The following is a 17,368-nucleotide window of genomic DNA, read 5'->3' as shown; positions in this document are numbered from 1 at the left end:
AATATTTAATGACTCTTTTGTCCGTTATTTGCGCAACCCTTTCTAGCGCCATCCACACGTTCTTAATTGCTGATCATAACGTCTCGCCATTTTATCCATACGTCGTGCAACTTCTGTAATTGCTGGGGTAGAACGACCTCTATTGCGGGCATAAGCACCATGCCCCATGTAATAATTTAAATAAAGATTATACGCATCATTGGGTTTAACACCATTGCGTCTAACACTTTGGCGGTGATACCAAGCAACAAAATCAGCAGAATCAGCAAAATTAGTCCGTCGTGCAGAAGATCTTCCTGTAGAGCGGATATAGACTGCCCATGTATTATCAAGCGCTTGAGCATAACCGTAAGCTGTTGAACGACGCTTCCACGGAATAAAACCAAGAAGTTTTTTACGTTTAGGACGCGCATTATGACGAAAACCCGATTCTGTATTAATCGTTGCAAGAATAATAGATGCAGGAATTCCATGACGCATTTCTGCATTTCTAGAAGCTTTTTTCCAATTATCAAAAAAGCCATTTTTTGAGCTAAAATAGCGCAAGCATTATCTGTATATGTGGGAGGCTTTGTTGCACAACTGCCCAAAAACAATGCAAATGTCCCCAATAATAAAAGGTGCCGCATCACCCTTTGTCCCCTTATAAAAAGATAAAACGTAATATAAATACTCCCAAATTCTTACTAAATTAATAAAGGATAAAAAATTATCCTATATTTACTTGAGTAACTTTATTTTACTACTCATCACCCAAACGCAATGTTTGCGACTGAACGTGCGCTGTTACTGGTTTTGATATAAAATCATCTTCTTTTAATTCGAAAGCTTCAATTCGACTAGCACGTCTCATAATTTTAGAAGACGATGTTAAAATTGCCTCAATATCTTCACCTGTTTTGTAAAAATGTTTTTGCAAAGCGCGAATACGCATGTCCATCCGCCCAAAGTCTTCCATCAATTTTGCTACCTCTGATTGAACCAAATGCGCTTGTTCACGTATTTTTGCATCTTTCATAATGGTTTGTACAACTTGAACAGATAACATTAACAAAGATGGCGATACAATAATTACATGCGCACGATTGGCTTTTTGTACCAATTGTTCAAAATCTTCATAGATTGTTGCAAAAATTGATTCCGATGGCACAAAGAGAAAAGCTGTATCATGTGTTTCTCCGGGAATTAAATATTTTTGTGCAATATCACGAATATGTACATCCATATCAGTGTGAAATTGGCGTTCAGCTCTTTTTCGTTCTTCAGAAGATGACGCCTTACGCATAGCATTCCAAGCTTCTAAAGGAAATTTAGCATCCACAACAAGAGCTGGTGCTTTATTAGGCATATGAATGAGACAATCTGGTTGTTTTCCATTTGAAAGAACCGCCTGAAAAACATAAGTATTAGCTGGTAAAGCGTCAGAAATAATAGCTTCCATTCGTCCTTGACCAAAGATACCGCGTGTCTGCTTATTATTTAAAATAGCTTGCAGCTGAATAATCTGCCCAGTAAGCGATTGAATATTATTTTGTGCCGCATCAATTACTGCTAAACGTTCTTGCAAACGAGTCAAATTTTCATAAGTAGATTTGGTCTGCACCTGAAGTGTTTGACCCAAATTAGTTGTCATCCCATTGAGCTGTTCGCGAATAGACTGATTTAATTCAGCCTGTCTTTGACCAAAAATTTCTGCCATTGTCTGCATACGCCCTTGCATTTCGGCTTGGGTTTTTAACAATGCAGCCATCTGCATTTGCATTTCATGCGCATGTGTAGTCGCTTCAATAGCCTTTTTCCGGTTACTGCGCATAATCATCATAAGCACAAAACCGGCTAGTAAAAATAAAACTATAAATTCATAAAAACGCTCATTTAAGAGTATCAAAGAAAAAAACGAATCAAACATAACAGCAATATAGCGATTTTATTACGAAAAAGCGCGTAAATCTCCCATTCAATATTGACCAGTAATAAACCATTGATTAATTTATTTCTATGTCAATGAAATCTTTAGTTACTTTACCTGACCCTATTCTACGTGAAGTTTCAAAACCTATCGAACATATTGATCTAGCCATTCAAAAGCTAGCGGATGATATGTTGGCAACCATGTATCACGCTCAAGGCATTGGTCTTGCTGCTATTCAAATTGGTGTACCATTACGTATGCTGGTTATAGATATTGCTGAAAACAATACCCCTAAAAATCCGCTTGTTGTGATCAACCCAGAAATCTTATGGCTATCAGATGAACGCAATATTTACAAAGAGGGTTGTCTTTCTATTCCTGAATATTACGCACAAGTTGAACGTCCTAAACGTCTTCGTGTTCGTTATAGAGACCGTGAAGGAAAGCAAACAGAAATTGAAGCAGATGATCTCTTGGCTACTTGCCTGCAACATGAAATCGATCATTTGAATGGCTGTCTTTTTATTGATCACATTTCAAAAATCAAGCGCGATATGGTAATTCGAAAATTAAAAAAACGCGCAAAAGAAAAAAACACACAGAAAGTAATTGTGTGATGGTATTACGATTAGGTTTTATGGGAACACCTGATTTTTCTGTACCCATTTTACATGCTTTATTAGATGCTGGTCATGATATTGTAGCAGTCTACAGCCAACCTCCCCGTCCAGCAGGACGGCGTGGTCTTAAATTAATCCCTTCTCCTGTTCAAAATGCCGCACAAGCAAAATCCATCCCCGTTTTCACCCCTCAAAGTCTCAAAACATCTGAAGAGCAAGATCGGTTTGCAGCATTGTCTATTGATGTCGCTGTTGTTGCAGCTTATGGATTACTTTTGCCAAAAGCTATTCTCGAAACACCGCGTTTTGGTTGTTTAAATGTTCATGCCTCATTATTACCGCGTTGGCGTGGTGCAGCCCCTATCCAACGTGCGATTATGGCTGGTGACCAAGAAACTGGAATAATGATTATGAAAATGGATGAAGGACTAGATACAGGGCCTATCGCTTTGTCTCGCTCAATCGCTATTACCGATAATATGACAGCTCATGAACTTTCAAATAAGTTGTCACACATCGGAGCAAAGCTCATAGTAGAAGCTCTATCAGATCTTGAAAGAAACCAACTCAAACTTACCCCACAACCCTTGGAAGGGGTAACCTATGCCGCTAAAATTAAAAAAGAAGAAACCCGAATTGATTGGGCGCAATCTGCACAATCCATCCACAAACGTATCTGCGCTCTGTCTCCCTTTCCTGGTTGTTGGTGCGTCATGGATATTGGTGGAAAACAAGAACGGGTGAAAATTCTTGGAAGTCGCGTAGTGGAAGACCTCTCACTTGAAATTGGCCGGATAGAAGAAAAAGATCTGATTATCCATTGCGGAAAAGGACAAATAGAAATAACTCACCTCCAACGATCTGGTGGTAAAATTCTTGACAGTCCAACATTTTTGCGAGGAACCAACATTTCTGCAGTTTTTTGATATGGTACGCTTTAAACTCACTCTTGAATATGATGGTTCCAATTATGCTGGCTGGCAACGTCAAGCAGGGCTTCGCACTATCCAAGGTGCTATTGAACAAGCTATTTTTAACTTTAGCGGCCAAAAATTAACCATCGTTACAGCTGGTAGAACCGACGCTGGTGTTCACGCTATAGAACAAGTTGCGCATGTTGATTTTACAAAAAACTGGCACGCTAATACTATACATAATGCACTTAATGCTCATTTGCAGCAACAAGGTGAAAATATTGCCGTTTTAAATGTACAAAATGTCCCAGATAATTTTCATGCACGATTTTGTGCAACCAAACGCTATTATCTCTTTAAAATTCTCAATCGTCGCTCACCACCAGCTTTAAACGTTAAACGTGTGTGGTGGCTACCAAAACATCTTAATGCCGATGCTATGCATGAAGCAGCCCAAAAGCTTGTAGGACAGCATGATTTTACTACTTTCCGCTCAGCTCACTGCCAAGCTAAAAGCCCTATTCGCACCCTTGAACGCTTAGATGTGCACAGAAAAGGAGAAGAAATTTTCCTTTATGCACAGGCTCGCTCTTTTCTTCACCATCAGATCCGTTCATTTGCAGGAAGTCTTGTGAAAGTTGGTATTGGACAATGGACAGCTCAAGATCTTGAAGCAGCTCTCCATGCCAAAGACCGTGCACGCTGTGGTATGGTCGCACCTCCTTCAGGCCTTTATTTAATGAAAATTGACTATTAACTATTTTAAAAATGTATTCTTAAACTATCAACCCAACTTATAAAAAGAACGAATTATTTCAAAAGCTTGTTCTGCTGTATTGACAAACGTAAAAAGATCAACATCAGAGGGAGAAATCATACCTTGAGCGGACAAATAATCAAAATTGATAACATTGTTCCAAAATTCCTTCCCAAATATTAAAATAGGAACCCGTTCCATACGACCTGTTTGCATTAAAGTTAATGCCTCAAACAGCTCATCCAAAGTGCCAAATCCTCCAGGGAAAATTGCTAATGCTTTTGCACGCATTAAAAAATGCATTTTTCGTATTGTTAAATAATGAAAATTAAAACACAAATGCGGTGTCACATAAGTATTAGGCCATTGTTCATGAGGCAAAACAACATTCAAACCAATCGTTGGTGCACCAACATCACCTGCACCACGATTTCCTGCTTCCATCACCCCAGGTCCTCCCCCTGTAACAATTACAAATTCGCGATATTTTGTGGTGGCAGAATAGCGTGAGCATAAACGTGCAAACTCTCTTGCCTCATCATAATAATGAGATATACTTTGCAAATTCTTTTTTTGTTGTTGATTTTTCGCTGCCCATGCTTCTTGTCCAGGCTCAGGAATACGTGCTCCACCAAATAAAACAACAGTTGATTGAATGCCACATTCCTGAAAAACTATCTCCGGTTTTAAAAACTCAAGCCCAAGACGCTGTGAACGTAATTCAGGGCGCATCATAAATTCTTGATCCATATAAGCTATACGGTAAGTAAGTGAACGCATCTGTGGTGTCTTAGATATTGCATTCACCTGTCGTTCAACTTCCTTTGCAGAGGAAGATAGCATATAATTTTTTTCTTCCCTTTTTACCATGCTCCTATAGCCTTTTTCTATATACCTATTACACTTTTTTAAAATCCTTTTATTGACTACACACATTTCTTCACGTAGGCCATAAACAATAAATCTTTATGCTTTTAACTTGCTTAATGGAACTTTGGCAATGAGCAATCTCACACAACTTGAAACAATTATCGAAAAAGCATTTAACAATATCGATTCTATTAATACCTCTACAAAAGGTGAAATTCGTGACAGCGTTGAACACGCATTAAATCTTCTAGACAAAGGTGAAATCCGCGTAGCAAAACGCCAAGAAGATGGTCAATGGCATATTTATCAATGGTTAAAAAAAGCTATTCTTCTATCATTTAAACTCAATCCTATGCGCATCATTTCTGGTCAAACAAATGAATCGTGTTGGTGGGATAAAATACCTTCAAAATTTTCTGGATGGCAAGAAGCTGATTTTAAACAAGCCAATTTCCGCTCAGTTCCTGGAGCGATTGTACGCCACTCTGCTTATATTGCGCCCAACGTTATTTTAATGCCATCTTTTGTTAACCTTGGTGCTTATATAGATGAAGGAACAATGATTGATACGTGGACCACTGTTGGTTCCTGTGCCCAAATTGGTAAGCATGTTCATCTTTCTGGTGGCGTGGGCATTGGAGGTGTGTTGGAGCCACTGCAAGCAGGTCCAACAATTATTGAAGATCATTGTTTTATTGGTGCACGTTCTGAAATAGTTGAAGGTTGCATTATTCGTGAAGGTGCTGTTTTAGGCATGGGAGTTTTTATTGGAAAATCTACAAAAATTATTGATCGTACAACAGGCAAAATTTTTATAGGTGAAGTACCGGCCTATTCAGTTGTTGTTCCAGGCTCACTCCCTGGAAAACCGCTACCCAACGGTGGAATAGGTCCCAATCTTTACTGTGCTGTCATTGTCAAACGAGTAGATCAAAAAACAAGAGAAAAAACATCCATTAACGATCTCCTACGCGACTAAAAGTGCTGTTTAAGGATCTTTCTTTCTCGGTAAGCATTACTATCAAAGCTAAAATAATCAAGAAGGCAAATATTTTCCTTTTTAAATTATTTACTCATTTTAAGTGCTTGAATAAAAGCTGACTGCGGAATTTCTACCTTCCCAAACTGACGCATACGTTTTTTGCCTTCTTTTTGCTTTTCTAACAACTTGCGCTTACGGGTAATGTCACCACCATAACATTTAGCTGTCACATCTTTGCGTAAAGCACGAATTGTTTCACGCGCAATAATTTTACTACCAATTGCTGCTTGAATTGGAATCTGAAACATATGTTGAGGAATAAGATCTTTAAGTTTTTCGCACATAGAACGCCCACGCTTTTCTGCTATAGTGCGATGTACAAGCATCGACAATGCATCAATAGGTTCTCCATTGACTAAAATAGACATTTTAACCAAATCACCCTCAGAATAATCAATCATCTGATAATCAAAAGAAGCATATCCCTTTGAAATTGACTTTAATCGATCATAAAAATCGAAAACTACCTCATTTAGGGGTAAATCATACGTTACTATGGCACGTGTCCCAACATATGACAAACTAACTTGTACCCCACGCCGTTCTTGGCAAAGTTCCAAAATCGCTCCAAGATAATTATCAGGTGTCATAATTGTTGCGCGAATCCATGGCTCTTCAATGGAAACAATTTTAACACTATCAGGCATATCAGCTGGATTGTGCAATTCCTCAATAGAACCATTAGTCATATGCATACGATAAACAACAGAAGGTGCTGTTGCAATTAAATCTAAATTAAATTCACGCTCCAATCGTTCTTGAATAATTTCAAGATGAAGCAGCCCTAAAAAACCACAACGAAAACCAAAACCCAAAGCAGCCGATGTTTCCATTTCAAAAGAAAAGCTCGCGTCATTTAAGCGCAATTTCCCCATAGCTGCACGTAAATCTTCAAAATGAGCTGCATCAATTGGAAAAAGACCACAAAAGACAACCGGTTGAGCAGGTTTAAAACCAGGTAACATATCTTCACAAGGGTGGCGTTCCTCAGTAATAGTATCCCCAACACGTGTATCAGCAACTTCTTTAATAGAAGCGGTTATAAAACCAATCTCTCCTGGCCCTAATTCATCAACCTGTATCATTTTTGGAGTGAATACTCCAACTCGCTCAACGGGATATTTTGCTCCCGTGCCCATCATACGAATGATTTGACCTTTTTTTAACACACCATCAATTACCCGCACCAAAACAACAACACCAAGATAAACATCATACCAACTGTCAACTAGCATTGCCTTTAATGGTTTTGTAACATCGCCAACGTGGGGAGGAGGTAGTTGCATAACAATTGCTTCTAAAACATCCACAACACCTAAACCTGTTTTTGCCGATATTTCCAACGCCTCAGATGCATCGATACCCATCACATCTTCAATTTGCTCTTTAATTCGTTCAGGCTCTGCTGCTGGAAGATCTATCTTATTAAGTACAACAACCAATTCGTGATTATTATCAATGGCTTGGTAAACATTTGCTAACGTTTGCGCTTCTACCCCCTGACTTGCATCCACTACCAATAATGAACCCTCACAAGCCGCCAATGAACGCGATACTTCATAAGCAAAATCAACATGTCCAGGTGTATCAATAAGATTTAAGATATATGTGTCACCATTCTTTGCTTTATAGCGCAAACGTACTGTTTGCGCTTTAATAGTAATCCCACGTTCGCGCTCAATATCCATAGAATCGAGCACTTGATCTTTCATCTCTCGTGTTTCAAGACCACCTGTCATTTGAATCAAGCGATCAGCCAAAGTTGACTTTCCATGATCGATGTGTGCCACAATGGAAAAATTACGAATATAATTGCGATCTATTGTCATACAGGGCGATTTAGCAAAGAATAGCACAAAACGCAAAGACCAATTATATACTCTTGAAAACCTTTAAAAGAACAGAGATGAAGATCGTTCGTAAAACCCCATTAAACTTGAACAAAGATTAAATCTTTATTTGCTTAATCACAATGACAATCAATATGAAATTCTCTATTTTGATTTTTACCAATTAATAAGATTCTAAGCATTTTCAATAACCTAGCTGTATTAAGCAAAATCGTCATAAAAAATTGTTAAGAAGAAAAAGTTAATTGATTTTTTTATTCACTATGCCTTTTTTACACCATTGTGCAGGCTGTAATTCAGCTATCACAATCCCAATTAGAATAAGTAAACCACCTAATAAAGCTGAAGCAGATAAACGCTCGCCAGCCAAACGTCCAACAATACCAGCCCAAACAGGTTCACCTGCATAAATGAGTGTTGCACGAGTAGGTGAAACAGATTTTTGTGCCCAGTTCATAGTCAATTGGATTACCGCACTCATCAAAGCTAAACTTAAACCCACATTTAACCAAACCCATGAAAATTCAGGAATATTTTCCCCCATTAAAGGCATACAGAGAAATGAAAAAACACCACCAAAAAATAATTGTATAACCGTTATACGCCGACTATCCACCTTATTTGCAAAAAAACCAATAAGAATAATTTCCCCAGCAATCGCCAAAGCTCCTAGCAAAGTAAAAATTTCACCTTTTGAAAAATTAACACCTTTAAACCCTTGTCCAGAAACCAGCAAAAGCCCAACAAAAGCAAAAATAATACCAATCCAACTGGCAAAATGAGGCGGCTTTTTAAAAAAAATCCATTGCAATATTGGAACCATCGGCACATAAAGTGCCGTGATAAATGCTGACTGACTACTGATAATAGTTTGAAGTCCCGCTGTTTGCAGAGCGTAACCAAAAAACATTCCCAAACCAATACTCATACCAGCAAAAATTTCATAAAAAGTTATGCCTTTCATAGAGCGCAAAAAAATCAGACCAGATATGAATGCTGCAACAATGAAACGAAATCCCACAAAAAAAAGCGGTCCACTATATTGTACTGCAATATGAATAATTAAAAATGTAATACCCCAAAGTATTGTCGCAGCAAATAATGCCAATTCTTGCTTACTGAACAAAAAGCGTCTTAACTGCTGCATTTCAGCCATGAAAGGTTCCATCCCTAAATTGATTCCGATACATTTTATGAAACGATAAGCGTCCCAACTCCATGTTCGGTAAATAATTCAAGCAAAACAGAATGAGGTGTTTTACCATTTAAAATAACTACACCTTCCACGCCATTTTGAATAGCTTCAATACAAGTTTCTACCTTTGGAATCATACCATCTGAAATTATTCCATCTTTGATAAGATGTTCAGCCTCAGAAATTGTCAATTCTTTTAAAATCTTACCCTCTTTATTCAACACACCAGAAACATCAGTTAGAAATAAAAGGCGTTTAGCTTTTAAAGCACCAGCAATTGCGCCAGCAAAAATATCAGCATTAATATTATAGGTTTTGCCGTCACGGCCCGGAGCAACCGGAGCAAGTACCGGAATCATTTCAGAACGTGCTAACAGATCCAACAATGTCCGATCAATTTCAACAGGCTTACCAACAAATCCTAAATCCAAAATACGTTCAATGCGCGAATCAGGGTCAATTATAGTCTTATAAGCTTTTTCAGCAAAAACCATATTGCCATCTTTACCACAAAGACCAATTGCCCATTCTCCTTCAGCATTGATGAGAGCTACAATCTCCTTATTGATGGAGCCTGCTAAAACCATCTCAACTACTTCAACGATTTTTTCATCAGTTACGCGTAAACCATTTTCAAATCGCGATTCGATACCCATTTTCCTCAAAATATCAGCGATTTGAGGACCACCCCCGTGAACTACAACAGGATTAATGCCCGATTGTTTCAGTAGAGCAATATCACGTGCAAATGCCTGCCCCAAAGCAGGATCACCCATAGCATGTCCGCCATATTTTACAACAACCGTTTTATTTTCATATTCTTGCATGTAAGGCAAAGCAGATGACAAAAACGCTGCCTGTTTTTCGAAAATATCTGCGGCAGTATTTGCAATATCACCCATCAAAAGAATCTCCTCACCATTTTTTGCCCTCTTTTATAAAGTTTAGGGAAAGTGAAAACAGATTTGAAATACATTTTCTCTATTCAACTCCTTAAAAATCATCTGATTTTTTCAAAATTGCGTTTAAAACAAATGAAACTAGATAAATACACCTTAAAGCAATTATTGACACTGGAGTACTTAAAAAAGAGAAACAAAAAATATCACTGCTTTATAAGCTTACTTTATCAAAAGTGCTAGGATAGTATAAAAAATTTTTTGGGGAATGCTATAAAATTACTGATTAAACTATACAATAACGCTTTAACAAAATAGGTTTTAAAAGATCAACGGTTTTATGGAAAAAATATTTTTCTATAATATAATTAATTGCCATATCTCTAGTAAATGGAACAATTTAGTAAGTTGTAATAATCGTCTAATACATAAATGCATTATCATTACTAATTAAACATTGTTTAATAGAATCCAAGCCTTAGCAATTTCTGCGTAAAAGTTAAGCACTCATAAAAGCGATTGTATTTTGATCTCTATGTCTATCTTTTAAGGTTTTTACTTTTATCACGATCTGTACCATATTGGACCAATCCGTTCTATTTTTTTTGAAGAACTAACTATCAAAAATTTCACCTTAATAAGTTTCCAATAAAATTAATTATCATCACAGTGCAATATCGAAACTTGTTCGTTATTTTTCCTTCACAATCCATAGCTTTACAAACTACTGAAATTTAAACACTAATTCATTACTCAACTATCATTGCTGTAAAACCGAAGCTATAAAACAAAAATTTGCTTTCAAATACAAAAATTAAATGTGATTTGAGTTTTTCTACTAATATCTTACAATAAATATGATAAAAAACGTTGAATATATTGAAATTTATGCAACCAATTCACAACCCTTTCATACTATAGAAACTACAAAAAACTGAAAAACAAATACATGAAATCTATAGTTACTGATTACTCTGATTGCGCCCAATGGAAAATATTTTATACATAAAGCTTAAAAAACTATGTTGATTATCCAATCTTAGGCAGAGAATTGACCATTCTGATACTTTCTACCACAATCTTCTATAAGTATTTTAAAGATTATACTTTAAGAAGAACCTGTTAGGCTATTTGATTTAAGAATATTCTGATAGATTTAGCAGATATTCATGTGTACTTTTTTTCATTCCTTGCTGTGTCTATTTTATGAATTTTGACCAGCAATATTTTCAAAAAACTCTTTCATACGCGAAAAAAAACCGTGTGATTGCGGTGAATTTTCATGATTGGAAAGTTTATCAAATTCTTGCAATAATTCACGTTGTTTTTGCGTCAATTTTTGCGGTGTTTCAATAGTGATATGTATATAAAGATCACCTCTTGTTTGTTGGCGTAACATAGACATTCCTTTACCTCTAAGGCGGAATTGATGCCCATTTTGTGTACCTTCTGGAACTTTTACTCGCGCTTTGACACCATCAAGATCAGAAACTTCAAACTCTCCTCCTAACGCAGCCGTAATCATCGAAATAGGCACACGACAATGAAGATCTGCCCCATCCCTCTGAAAAAATTCATGCGGTTTAATGGAAAGAAAAATATAAAGATCACCCGCAGGACCTCCACGAGTTCCAGCATCACCTTCACCAGAAAGACGAACACGGGTACCATCTTCAATACCTGCTGGAATATTGACACGCAACGAACGATTTGCTTCCACCCGTCTTGTACCAAGGCATTTTGAACATGGATCTGTAATGATTTCACCACGGCCATGACAGAGTGGACATGTTCGTTCAATAGAAAAAAAACCTTGCGCAGCACGCACACGCCCAGCCCCATAACAAGTTCCACAAGTTTGTGGTTTGGAGCCTTTTTTTGCACCCGATCCCTCGCAAACATCACATACAATGGAACTTGGAATATTAATTTGCGCCGTTTTACCTGCAAATGCTTCTTCTAATGTCACTTCCATATTATAACTTAGGTCTGCACCACGTTCACGGCCATCACTACGTTTACGATGTCCACCGCCCATGATTTCGCCAAAAAAATCTTCAAAAATATCAGCAAATCCACCACCAAACGGACTAGCCCCCTCACGATTACCACTTTCAAAAGCGGTATGACCAAATCGATCATAAGCAGCCCGCTTTTGAGGATCTTTCAGAACTTCATAGGCTTCACCAATCTCTTTAAATTTTTGTTCTGCTTCTTTATCCCCTGGATTACGATCAGGATGATATTGCATTGCCAGCTTACGAAAAGCAGATTTCAGCTTTTTATCATCACATCCACGCGTTACGCCGAGAATTTCATAATAATCAACTTTCATCATGTATTCCTGATAAATTTTCCGTCATCCATCTCAAGATAAATTTGTTTTAATCTATATTCTTTAAGCAACAAAGTTATAAAATTGTTCCTAAGTAACAAAACCCAGCCTTATATTTCACAGGCCGGGTTTATTAACTTATAAATACATTTGCTTCAACTATTTCTTTTGATCATTAACTTCTTCAAAATCAGCGTCAACAACATCATCATTTTTTGTATCTGTTTTAGCATCAGCCTTTGCTGCTGTTTCTGAAGCTTCATACATAGCTTGCCCAAGCTTCATGCTAACTTCTGCTAATTTTTGCATCTTTACTGTTACCTCTTCAGTATCAGTACCCTCAAGTGCAGTTTTTAAATCAGCCATTGCTGTCTCAATCTGACCTTTATCCTCAGGTGATACTTTATCACCATATTCAGCTAAAGATTTTTCAGTTGAATGGACAAGAGCTTCTGCTTGATTTCTCGTTTCAACACTTTCACGACGCTTTTTATCTTCAGCAGCATGTGCTTCTGCATCTTTAACCATATTTTCAATGTCAGCATCACTCAAACCACCTGACGCTTGAATGCGAATCTGATGTTCCTTACCAGTACCTTTATCCTTGGCTGAAACATTCACAATACCATTTGCATCAATATCAAAAGTGACCTCAATCTGAGGAACACCACGTGGTGCCGGTGGAATACCAACAAGGTCAAACTGAGCTAATAACTTGTTATCATTAGCCATCTCACGTTCACCTTGGAAAACACGAATAGTGACAGCATTCTGATTGTCATCAGCCGTTGAAAAAGTTTGCGATTTTTTAGTTGGAATAGTGGTGTTGCGTTCAATTAGACGTGTAAATACTCCACCTAATGTTTCAATACCTAAAGATAAAGGTGTAACATCTAAAAGCAATACATCTTTTACATCACCTTGCAACACACCCCCTTGGATAGCAGCACCCATAGCTACAACTTCATCGGGATTAACGCCTTTATGTGGATCTTTACCAAAAAAGCTTTGTACTACTTCTTGAATTTTAGGCATACGGGTCATACCACCCACCAAAACGACTTCATCAATTTCACCAGCGCTTAAGCCAGCATCTTTTAATGCAGCTTTACAAGGCTCAATAGTGCGCTGAATCAAATCTTCTACTAACGATTCAAATTTTGCTCTGGTTAATTTCATCGTTAAGTGTTTAGGACCAGATTGATCAGCTGTGATAAATGGCAAATTAACCTCAGTCTGCTGTGAAGAAGATAACTCGATCTTTGCTTTCTCCGCTGCTTCTTTCAAACGTTGTAAAGCCAGCTTATCATTTTTCAGATCAATCCCATGTTCTTTCTTGAATTCATCCGAAAAATAGCTAACCAAGCGCATATCAAAGTCTTCACCACCTAAGAATGTATCTCCATTGGTTGACTTAACTTCAAAAACACCATCCCCAATTTCAAGAACAGAAATATCAAATGTACCACCTCCAAGGTCATAAACTGCAATAGTTTTACCGTCCTTCTTATCTAAACCATAAGCTAAAGCAGCAGCTGTAGGTTCATTAATGATTCGTAAAACTTCAAGCCCAGCAATTTTACCAGCATCTTTGGTCGCTTGACGTTGTGCATCATTAAAATAGGCAGGAACAGTAATAACCGCTTGTTCAACCTTTTCACCTAAATAAGATTCTGCAGTTTCTTTCATTTTTTGCAAAATCATTGCTGAAATCTGCGATGGAGAATATTTCTTACCCGCTTCTTCAACCCATGCATCCCCATTGTCACCTTTAACAATTTTATAAGGTACAAGCACTTTATCTTTTTCAACCATAGGATCATCAAAGCGGCGTCCAATCAGACGTTTAACCGCGAAAACTGTCCCTTCAGGGTTGGTAACCGCTTGCCGTTTAGCAGGTTGCCCAACAAGCCGTTCACCATTATCGGTAAATGCAACAACAGAAGGTGTTGTCCGTGCTCCTTCTGAATTTTCAATGACCTTTGCATTTTTGCCATCCATGACAGCAACACAGGAGTTGGTCGTCCCCAAATCAATACCAATTACTTTTGCCATATTTTAATCTCCATTCAGCAAGCTGCCTAAACCTTTATCAAGCATCTTTCCAAGACAGCTCCTTATCACATTTAAGCCTGCTTTTGATTTCAACACTATAAACGATAACTTGAGAATCATAACAAGTCTTGTTAGTTGGTATATAAGAACAGCTTTTTACCCCTACAAGAGAATAACGAAAGAAACATTTTCTAAAATAAAAATTTTCTTTAAAATAAGCATTCGTACTTTATAATATCTTTGTTAAAATATATTTCTAAAACTAAGCAAGTACAATAGCATATCTCCCACAAAGCTGTAAATTACGCCTATAAAACTTGAAGGAATAAGAATAATTGTTTCCCTTTTCCTTAACTTTTATTTCTCACAATGACTAAAAATATTCAAGGCAAAGTTTGTAAAAATATCGTTCGCGCACAATAAGTTTATCTAAATATTTCCAATCGCACTTAAATAGACTTTATATTGGCTGCAATAGAGCAACTTAATTTCTAAACATAAGTATTTCTACATCGCTTATAAAATTAAACCCATCTTTGAATGGAGCAAAACTCTTAATTCTTATGTACTCCCTAAATTATTTTCTTTCTGATCATTTTAAACTTTTCTCATTTCTTTAACTAATATGCATATGCCCTTCCCTTTTTAATCATTTACACCAACATAATTTGTGCAATATTACCTTTTATTGATATGTATAAGAATTGCACTTAAAATTAACATGAGTTTAACAAACTAAAAATAAACCAATCCGCTCTAAAATGGAGAGTTTTATGGACACACACACTACTTATACGCAATATGCATTTAAAACTATTATCACTTGTATCTTGTGTACTTTTATAACCCTACCTGCAATTGCAAATGTTAACCAATATAAACTTGGCGACTTAGAAATCATCTACCCTTGGACACGAGAAACACCTAAAAGTGCAAAAGTTGGTAGCGGTTATCTCCATATTATTAATCATGGTAACACCCCTGATCGGTTAATTGCTATTTCAATGGACGGAGTACAAGAAACAGAAATTCATTCCATGGCAGCAGTTAACAATATTATGCAAATGAAAAAACTGTCTAATGGCATTGAAATTCCCGGTAATGGTGAAATCATATTGAAACCTGGTGGTAATCACATTATGTTTATAGGACTTTCACAGCCATTTCAACAAGGCAATAAAATCAATGCAAAATTAACATTTGAGAAAGCTGGAGCAATTAATGTTGACTTTTCCGTAGATGCTATAGGAGCAACATCATCTTCTAAACCAAATACCTCTCAATAAACTTTTAAAACTCTTACAGAGCCATATGATACGATAAAAGCAGGATTTTACGTTTTTCAATTTTTCTTAAGGGCCATTAATGGTCCATAACTTATCTAAAAATAGAGAGTTACCTATCACTCTTATCATATTTGGCCAATGTCAGAAATACACAGTATTTATTCAAAATAGTTTATCAAGCGGCTTTAACATTGATTTCAAAAACGAGTGTATTGTAGCTTTTTTCTATAAAACTCTCTTTAGTTTTTTAAACCTTGTACAGCAGCAGACTTGTAATCTTTATGATCAGATTGCAAACATTAATAAAAGAAATATCATACGAATTATTAACGATTAAAACCACTCCTTCAAATATTTCTTTAATTTTGAACTTCTCTACTCAAAACAATTTCGCAATTTTCAATTTAAAATCGATTTTGTCTGTGCCAAACTGAAAATTATTAAACGCAGCTTTAAGGTTGTTTTCTTTTTGTTTATAATTGCCTATATTAATTGGCTAATTTTAGAAAAATTTAAAATCCTTTTATAATTTTCTTTCGTACAATAACAGCGTATCTTTAATAGCGCACCTATTCCCCCTATATCACCATACTGTAAAAATAGATTAGGTGCACTTTATAAACTCCAACCATTAAAAATGAACTCTTTTTCTTCTTTATTATAAACAATGGTAGATTTTGTAAAAAATACCTCAATGAAAACCTACACTAAGCGAGGGAATCCTAATTAAGCAAAAACGCATTACAAAACTGCAAAGAAAAAATAGTCTTTACCATTAAGACGAAATGTATTTTACTTTGCTACAATTTGTACCATATTTGTTTTGCAAAAAAAATATGAACTCTCATATAACAGCTATGGGCGATTTTCTGCCACAGCGATAGAAAGGTCTAAGAAGCTATGAAGGATACTCCAGCAATCACCCAAACGATTGTACTTGTCGATGATGATCGCAATATTTTGACATCCTTATCTTTTGCACTTGAAACAGAAGGCTATCGGGTTGAAAGCTATACAGATGGAGCATCTGCGCTTAAAGGCTTAACGTTACATCCCCCTCATTTAGCTATTTTTGATATTAAAATGCCACGAATGGATGGAATGGAACTTTTGCGTCGACTACGTCAGAAGTCTGATATCCCAGTTATTTTTCTTACATCTAAAGACGATGAAATTGATGAACTTTTTGGGCTTAAAATGGGTGCTGACGATTTTATTACCAAACCTTTCTCTCAACGTCTTCTTATTGAGCGAGTAAAAGCTATTTTACGCCGTTCAAACGCTCGCAATCAATCGCTTCTAACAGGGACACCACCTGCCTCTTCTCTTAAACGCGGAGATCTCGTTATGGATCAAGAACGTCACACCTGTACATGGAAAAATAGACCTGTTATATTAACAGTTACAGAATTTTTAATTCTGCAAACTTTAGCGCAACGACCAGGAGTTGTGAAAAGTCGTGATGCTTTAATGGATGCCGCCTATAATGATCAAGTTTATGTAGATGATCGTACCATTGATAGTCATATTAAACGTTTGCGTAAAAAATTTAAACAAGTGGATGATGATTTTGCAATGATTGAGACGCTTTATGGTGTAGGTTATCGTTTTCATGAGGTTTAAAGTTATTGTG

General features: G+C 36.7%; 13 protein-coding genes and 1 pseudogene. 6 read left to right on the top strand and 8 right to left on the bottom strand.

The features are described 5' to 3' along the window. Window positions 1-42: 42 nt before the first annotated feature. Together BWD162_RS07455 and BWD162_RS07450 are read right to left on the bottom strand one after the other, a co-directional pair. A pseudogene (locus BWD162_RS07455) lies at window positions 43-629 on the bottom strand (transglycosylase SLT domain-containing protein). A gap of 113 nt (window positions 630-742) precedes the next feature. Next, complete coding sequence (locus tag BWD162_RS07450; protein WP_078706066.1) at window positions 743-1,909, bottom strand: DNA recombination protein RmuC; 1,167 nt, start codon at window positions 1,907-1,909, stop codon at window positions 743-745. Between the two features lie 89 nt (window positions 1,910-1,998). On the opposite strand from BWD162_RS07450, the gene def reads away from it, so the two are divergent. Genes def through truA form a run of 3 tightly spaced genes read left to right on the top strand, consistent with a single transcriptional unit; the run spans window position 1,999 to window position 4,203 of the window. Further along, the gene (gene def, locus BWD162_RS07445) at window positions 1,999-2,529 is read left to right on the top strand and encodes a peptide deformylase (RefSeq protein ID WP_078706065.1); all 531 of its coding nucleotides are present in this window, start codon (window positions 1,999-2,001) and stop codon (window positions 2,527-2,529) included. Beyond that, entirely contained in the window at window positions 2,529-3,458 is a 930-nt protein-coding gene (fmt, locus tag BWD162_RS07440; RefSeq protein WP_078706064.1) for a methionyl-tRNA formyltransferase, read from the top strand. Before def ends, fmt begins: the two co-directional genes overlap by 1 nt. Window position 3,459: 1 nt before the next feature. Beyond that, window positions 3,460-4,203: a tRNA pseudouridine(38-40) synthase TruA gene (gene truA / locus BWD162_RS07435; RefSeq protein WP_078706063.1), complete on the top strand. Its 744-nt coding sequence runs from the start codon at window positions 3,460-3,462 to the stop codon at window positions 4,201-4,203. A 27-nt stretch (window positions 4,204-4,230) separates the two neighbouring features. On the opposite strand, the gene BWD162_RS07430 is transcribed toward truA, so the two are convergent. Beyond that, complete coding sequence (locus BWD162_RS07430) at window positions 4,231-5,046, bottom strand: LOG family protein (RefSeq protein WP_442855931.1); 816 nt, start codon at window positions 5,044-5,046, stop codon at window positions 4,231-4,233. A 157-nt stretch (window positions 5,047-5,203) separates the two neighbouring features. Here BWD162_RS07430 and dapD point away from each other — a divergent pair, with 157 nt between their 5' ends. Then, window positions 5,204-6,052 carry a 2,3,4,5-tetrahydropyridine-2,6-dicarboxylate N-succinyltransferase gene (dapD, locus tag BWD162_RS07425; RefSeq protein ID WP_078706062.1) on the top strand — a complete coding sequence of 283 codons (849 nt, stop codon included), beginning with the start codon at window positions 5,204-5,206 and terminating at the stop codon, window positions 6,050-6,052. Window positions 6,053-6,138: 86 nt separating this feature from the next. Here the strand turns inward: dapD and lepA are convergent, their stop codons facing one another. From lepA to dnaK, 5 genes are all read right to left on the bottom strand, one after another. Beyond that, window positions 6,139-7,944 (bottom strand): translation elongation factor 4, encoded by a 1,806-nt coding sequence (gene lepA, locus BWD162_RS07420; protein WP_078706181.1) that lies wholly within the window; start codon window positions 7,942-7,944, stop codon window positions 6,139-6,141. A gap of 262 nt (window positions 7,945-8,206) precedes the next feature. Further along, window positions 8,207-9,121, bottom strand: coding sequence for a DMT family transporter (locus tag BWD162_RS07415; RefSeq protein WP_078706061.1), 915 nt, complete (start codon window positions 9,119-9,121; stop codon window positions 8,207-8,209). Window positions 9,122-9,156: 35 nt separating this feature from the next. Continuing rightward, window positions 9,157-10,062 (bottom strand): acetylglutamate kinase, encoded by a 906-nt coding sequence (gene argB, locus BWD162_RS07410; protein WP_078706060.1) that lies wholly within the window; start codon window positions 10,060-10,062, stop codon window positions 9,157-9,159. A 1,201-nt stretch (window positions 10,063-11,263) separates the two neighbouring features. Next, window positions 11,264-12,394, bottom strand: coding sequence for a molecular chaperone DnaJ (gene dnaJ, locus BWD162_RS07405; protein WP_078706059.1), 1,131 nt, complete (start codon window positions 12,392-12,394; stop codon window positions 11,264-11,266). Window positions 12,395-12,553: 159 nt separating this feature from the next. Next, entirely contained in the window at window positions 12,554-14,449 is a 1,896-nt protein-coding gene (dnaK, locus tag BWD162_RS07400; protein ID WP_078706058.1) for a molecular chaperone DnaK, read from the bottom strand. Between the two features lie 773 nt (window positions 14,450-15,222). On the opposite strand from dnaK, the gene BWD162_RS07395 reads away from it, so the two are divergent. Together BWD162_RS07395 and BWD162_RS07385 are read left to right on the top strand one after the other, a co-directional pair. Beyond that, window positions 15,223-15,735 (top strand): copper chaperone PCu(A)C, encoded by a 513-nt coding sequence (locus tag BWD162_RS07395; RefSeq protein WP_078706057.1) that lies wholly within the window; start codon window positions 15,223-15,225, stop codon window positions 15,733-15,735. 900 nt (window positions 15,736-16,635) lie between these two features. Further along, the gene (locus BWD162_RS07385; protein ID WP_078706055.1) at window positions 16,636-17,358 is read left to right on the top strand and encodes a response regulator transcription factor; all 723 of its coding nucleotides are present in this window, start codon (window positions 16,636-16,638) and stop codon (window positions 17,356-17,358) included. Window positions 17,359-17,368 lie beyond the last annotated feature (10 nt).

The sequence above is a fragment of the Bartonella sp. WD16.2 genome, assembly GCF_002022505.1.
In the GTDB taxonomy this organism is placed as follows: domain Bacteria; phylum Pseudomonadota; class Alphaproteobacteria; order Rhizobiales; family Rhizobiaceae; genus Bartonella.
This window is presented reverse-complemented; position numbering and strand designations above follow the sequence as displayed.

Coding starts and splice junctions, on each gene's coding strand:
- BWD162_RS07450 (WP_078706066.1), bottom strand. CDS start 1,909: ATGTTTGATTCGTTTTTTTCTTTGATACTCTTAAATGAGCGTTTTTAT.
- def (WP_078706065.1), top strand. CDS start 1,999: ATGTCAATGAAATCTTTAGTTACTTTACCTGACCCTATTCTACGTGAA.
- fmt (WP_078706064.1), top strand. CDS start 2,529: ATGGTATTACGATTAGGTTTTATGGGAACACCTGATTTTTCTGTACCC.
- truA (WP_078706063.1), top strand. CDS start 3,460: ATGGTACGCTTTAAACTCACTCTTGAATATGATGGTTCCAATTATGCT.
- BWD162_RS07430 (WP_442855931.1), bottom strand. CDS start 5,046: ATGCTATCTTCCTCTGCAAAGGAAGTTGAACGACAGGTGAATGCAATA.
- dapD (WP_078706062.1), top strand. CDS start 5,204: ATGAGCAATCTCACACAACTTGAAACAATTATCGAAAAAGCATTTAAC.
- lepA (WP_078706181.1), bottom strand. CDS start 7,944: ATGACAATAGATCGCAATTATATTCGTAATTTTTCCATTGTGGCACAC.
- BWD162_RS07415 (WP_078706061.1), bottom strand. CDS start 9,121: ATGGCTGAAATGCAGCAGTTAAGACGCTTTTTGTTCAGTAAGCAAGAA.
- argB (WP_078706060.1), bottom strand. CDS start 10,062: ATGGGTGATATTGCAAATACTGCCGCAGATATTTTCGAAAAACAGGCA.
- dnaJ (WP_078706059.1), bottom strand. CDS start 12,394: ATGAAAGTTGATTATTATGAAATTCTCGGCGTAACGCGTGGATGTGAT.
- dnaK (WP_078706058.1), bottom strand. CDS start 14,449: ATGGCAAAAGTAATTGGTATTGATTTGGGGACGACCAACTCCTGTGTT.
- BWD162_RS07395 (WP_078706057.1), top strand. CDS start 15,223: ATGGACACACACACTACTTATACGCAATATGCATTTAAAACTATTATC.
- BWD162_RS07385 (WP_078706055.1), top strand. CDS start 16,636: ATGAAGGATACTCCAGCAATCACCCAAACGATTGTACTTGTCGATGAT.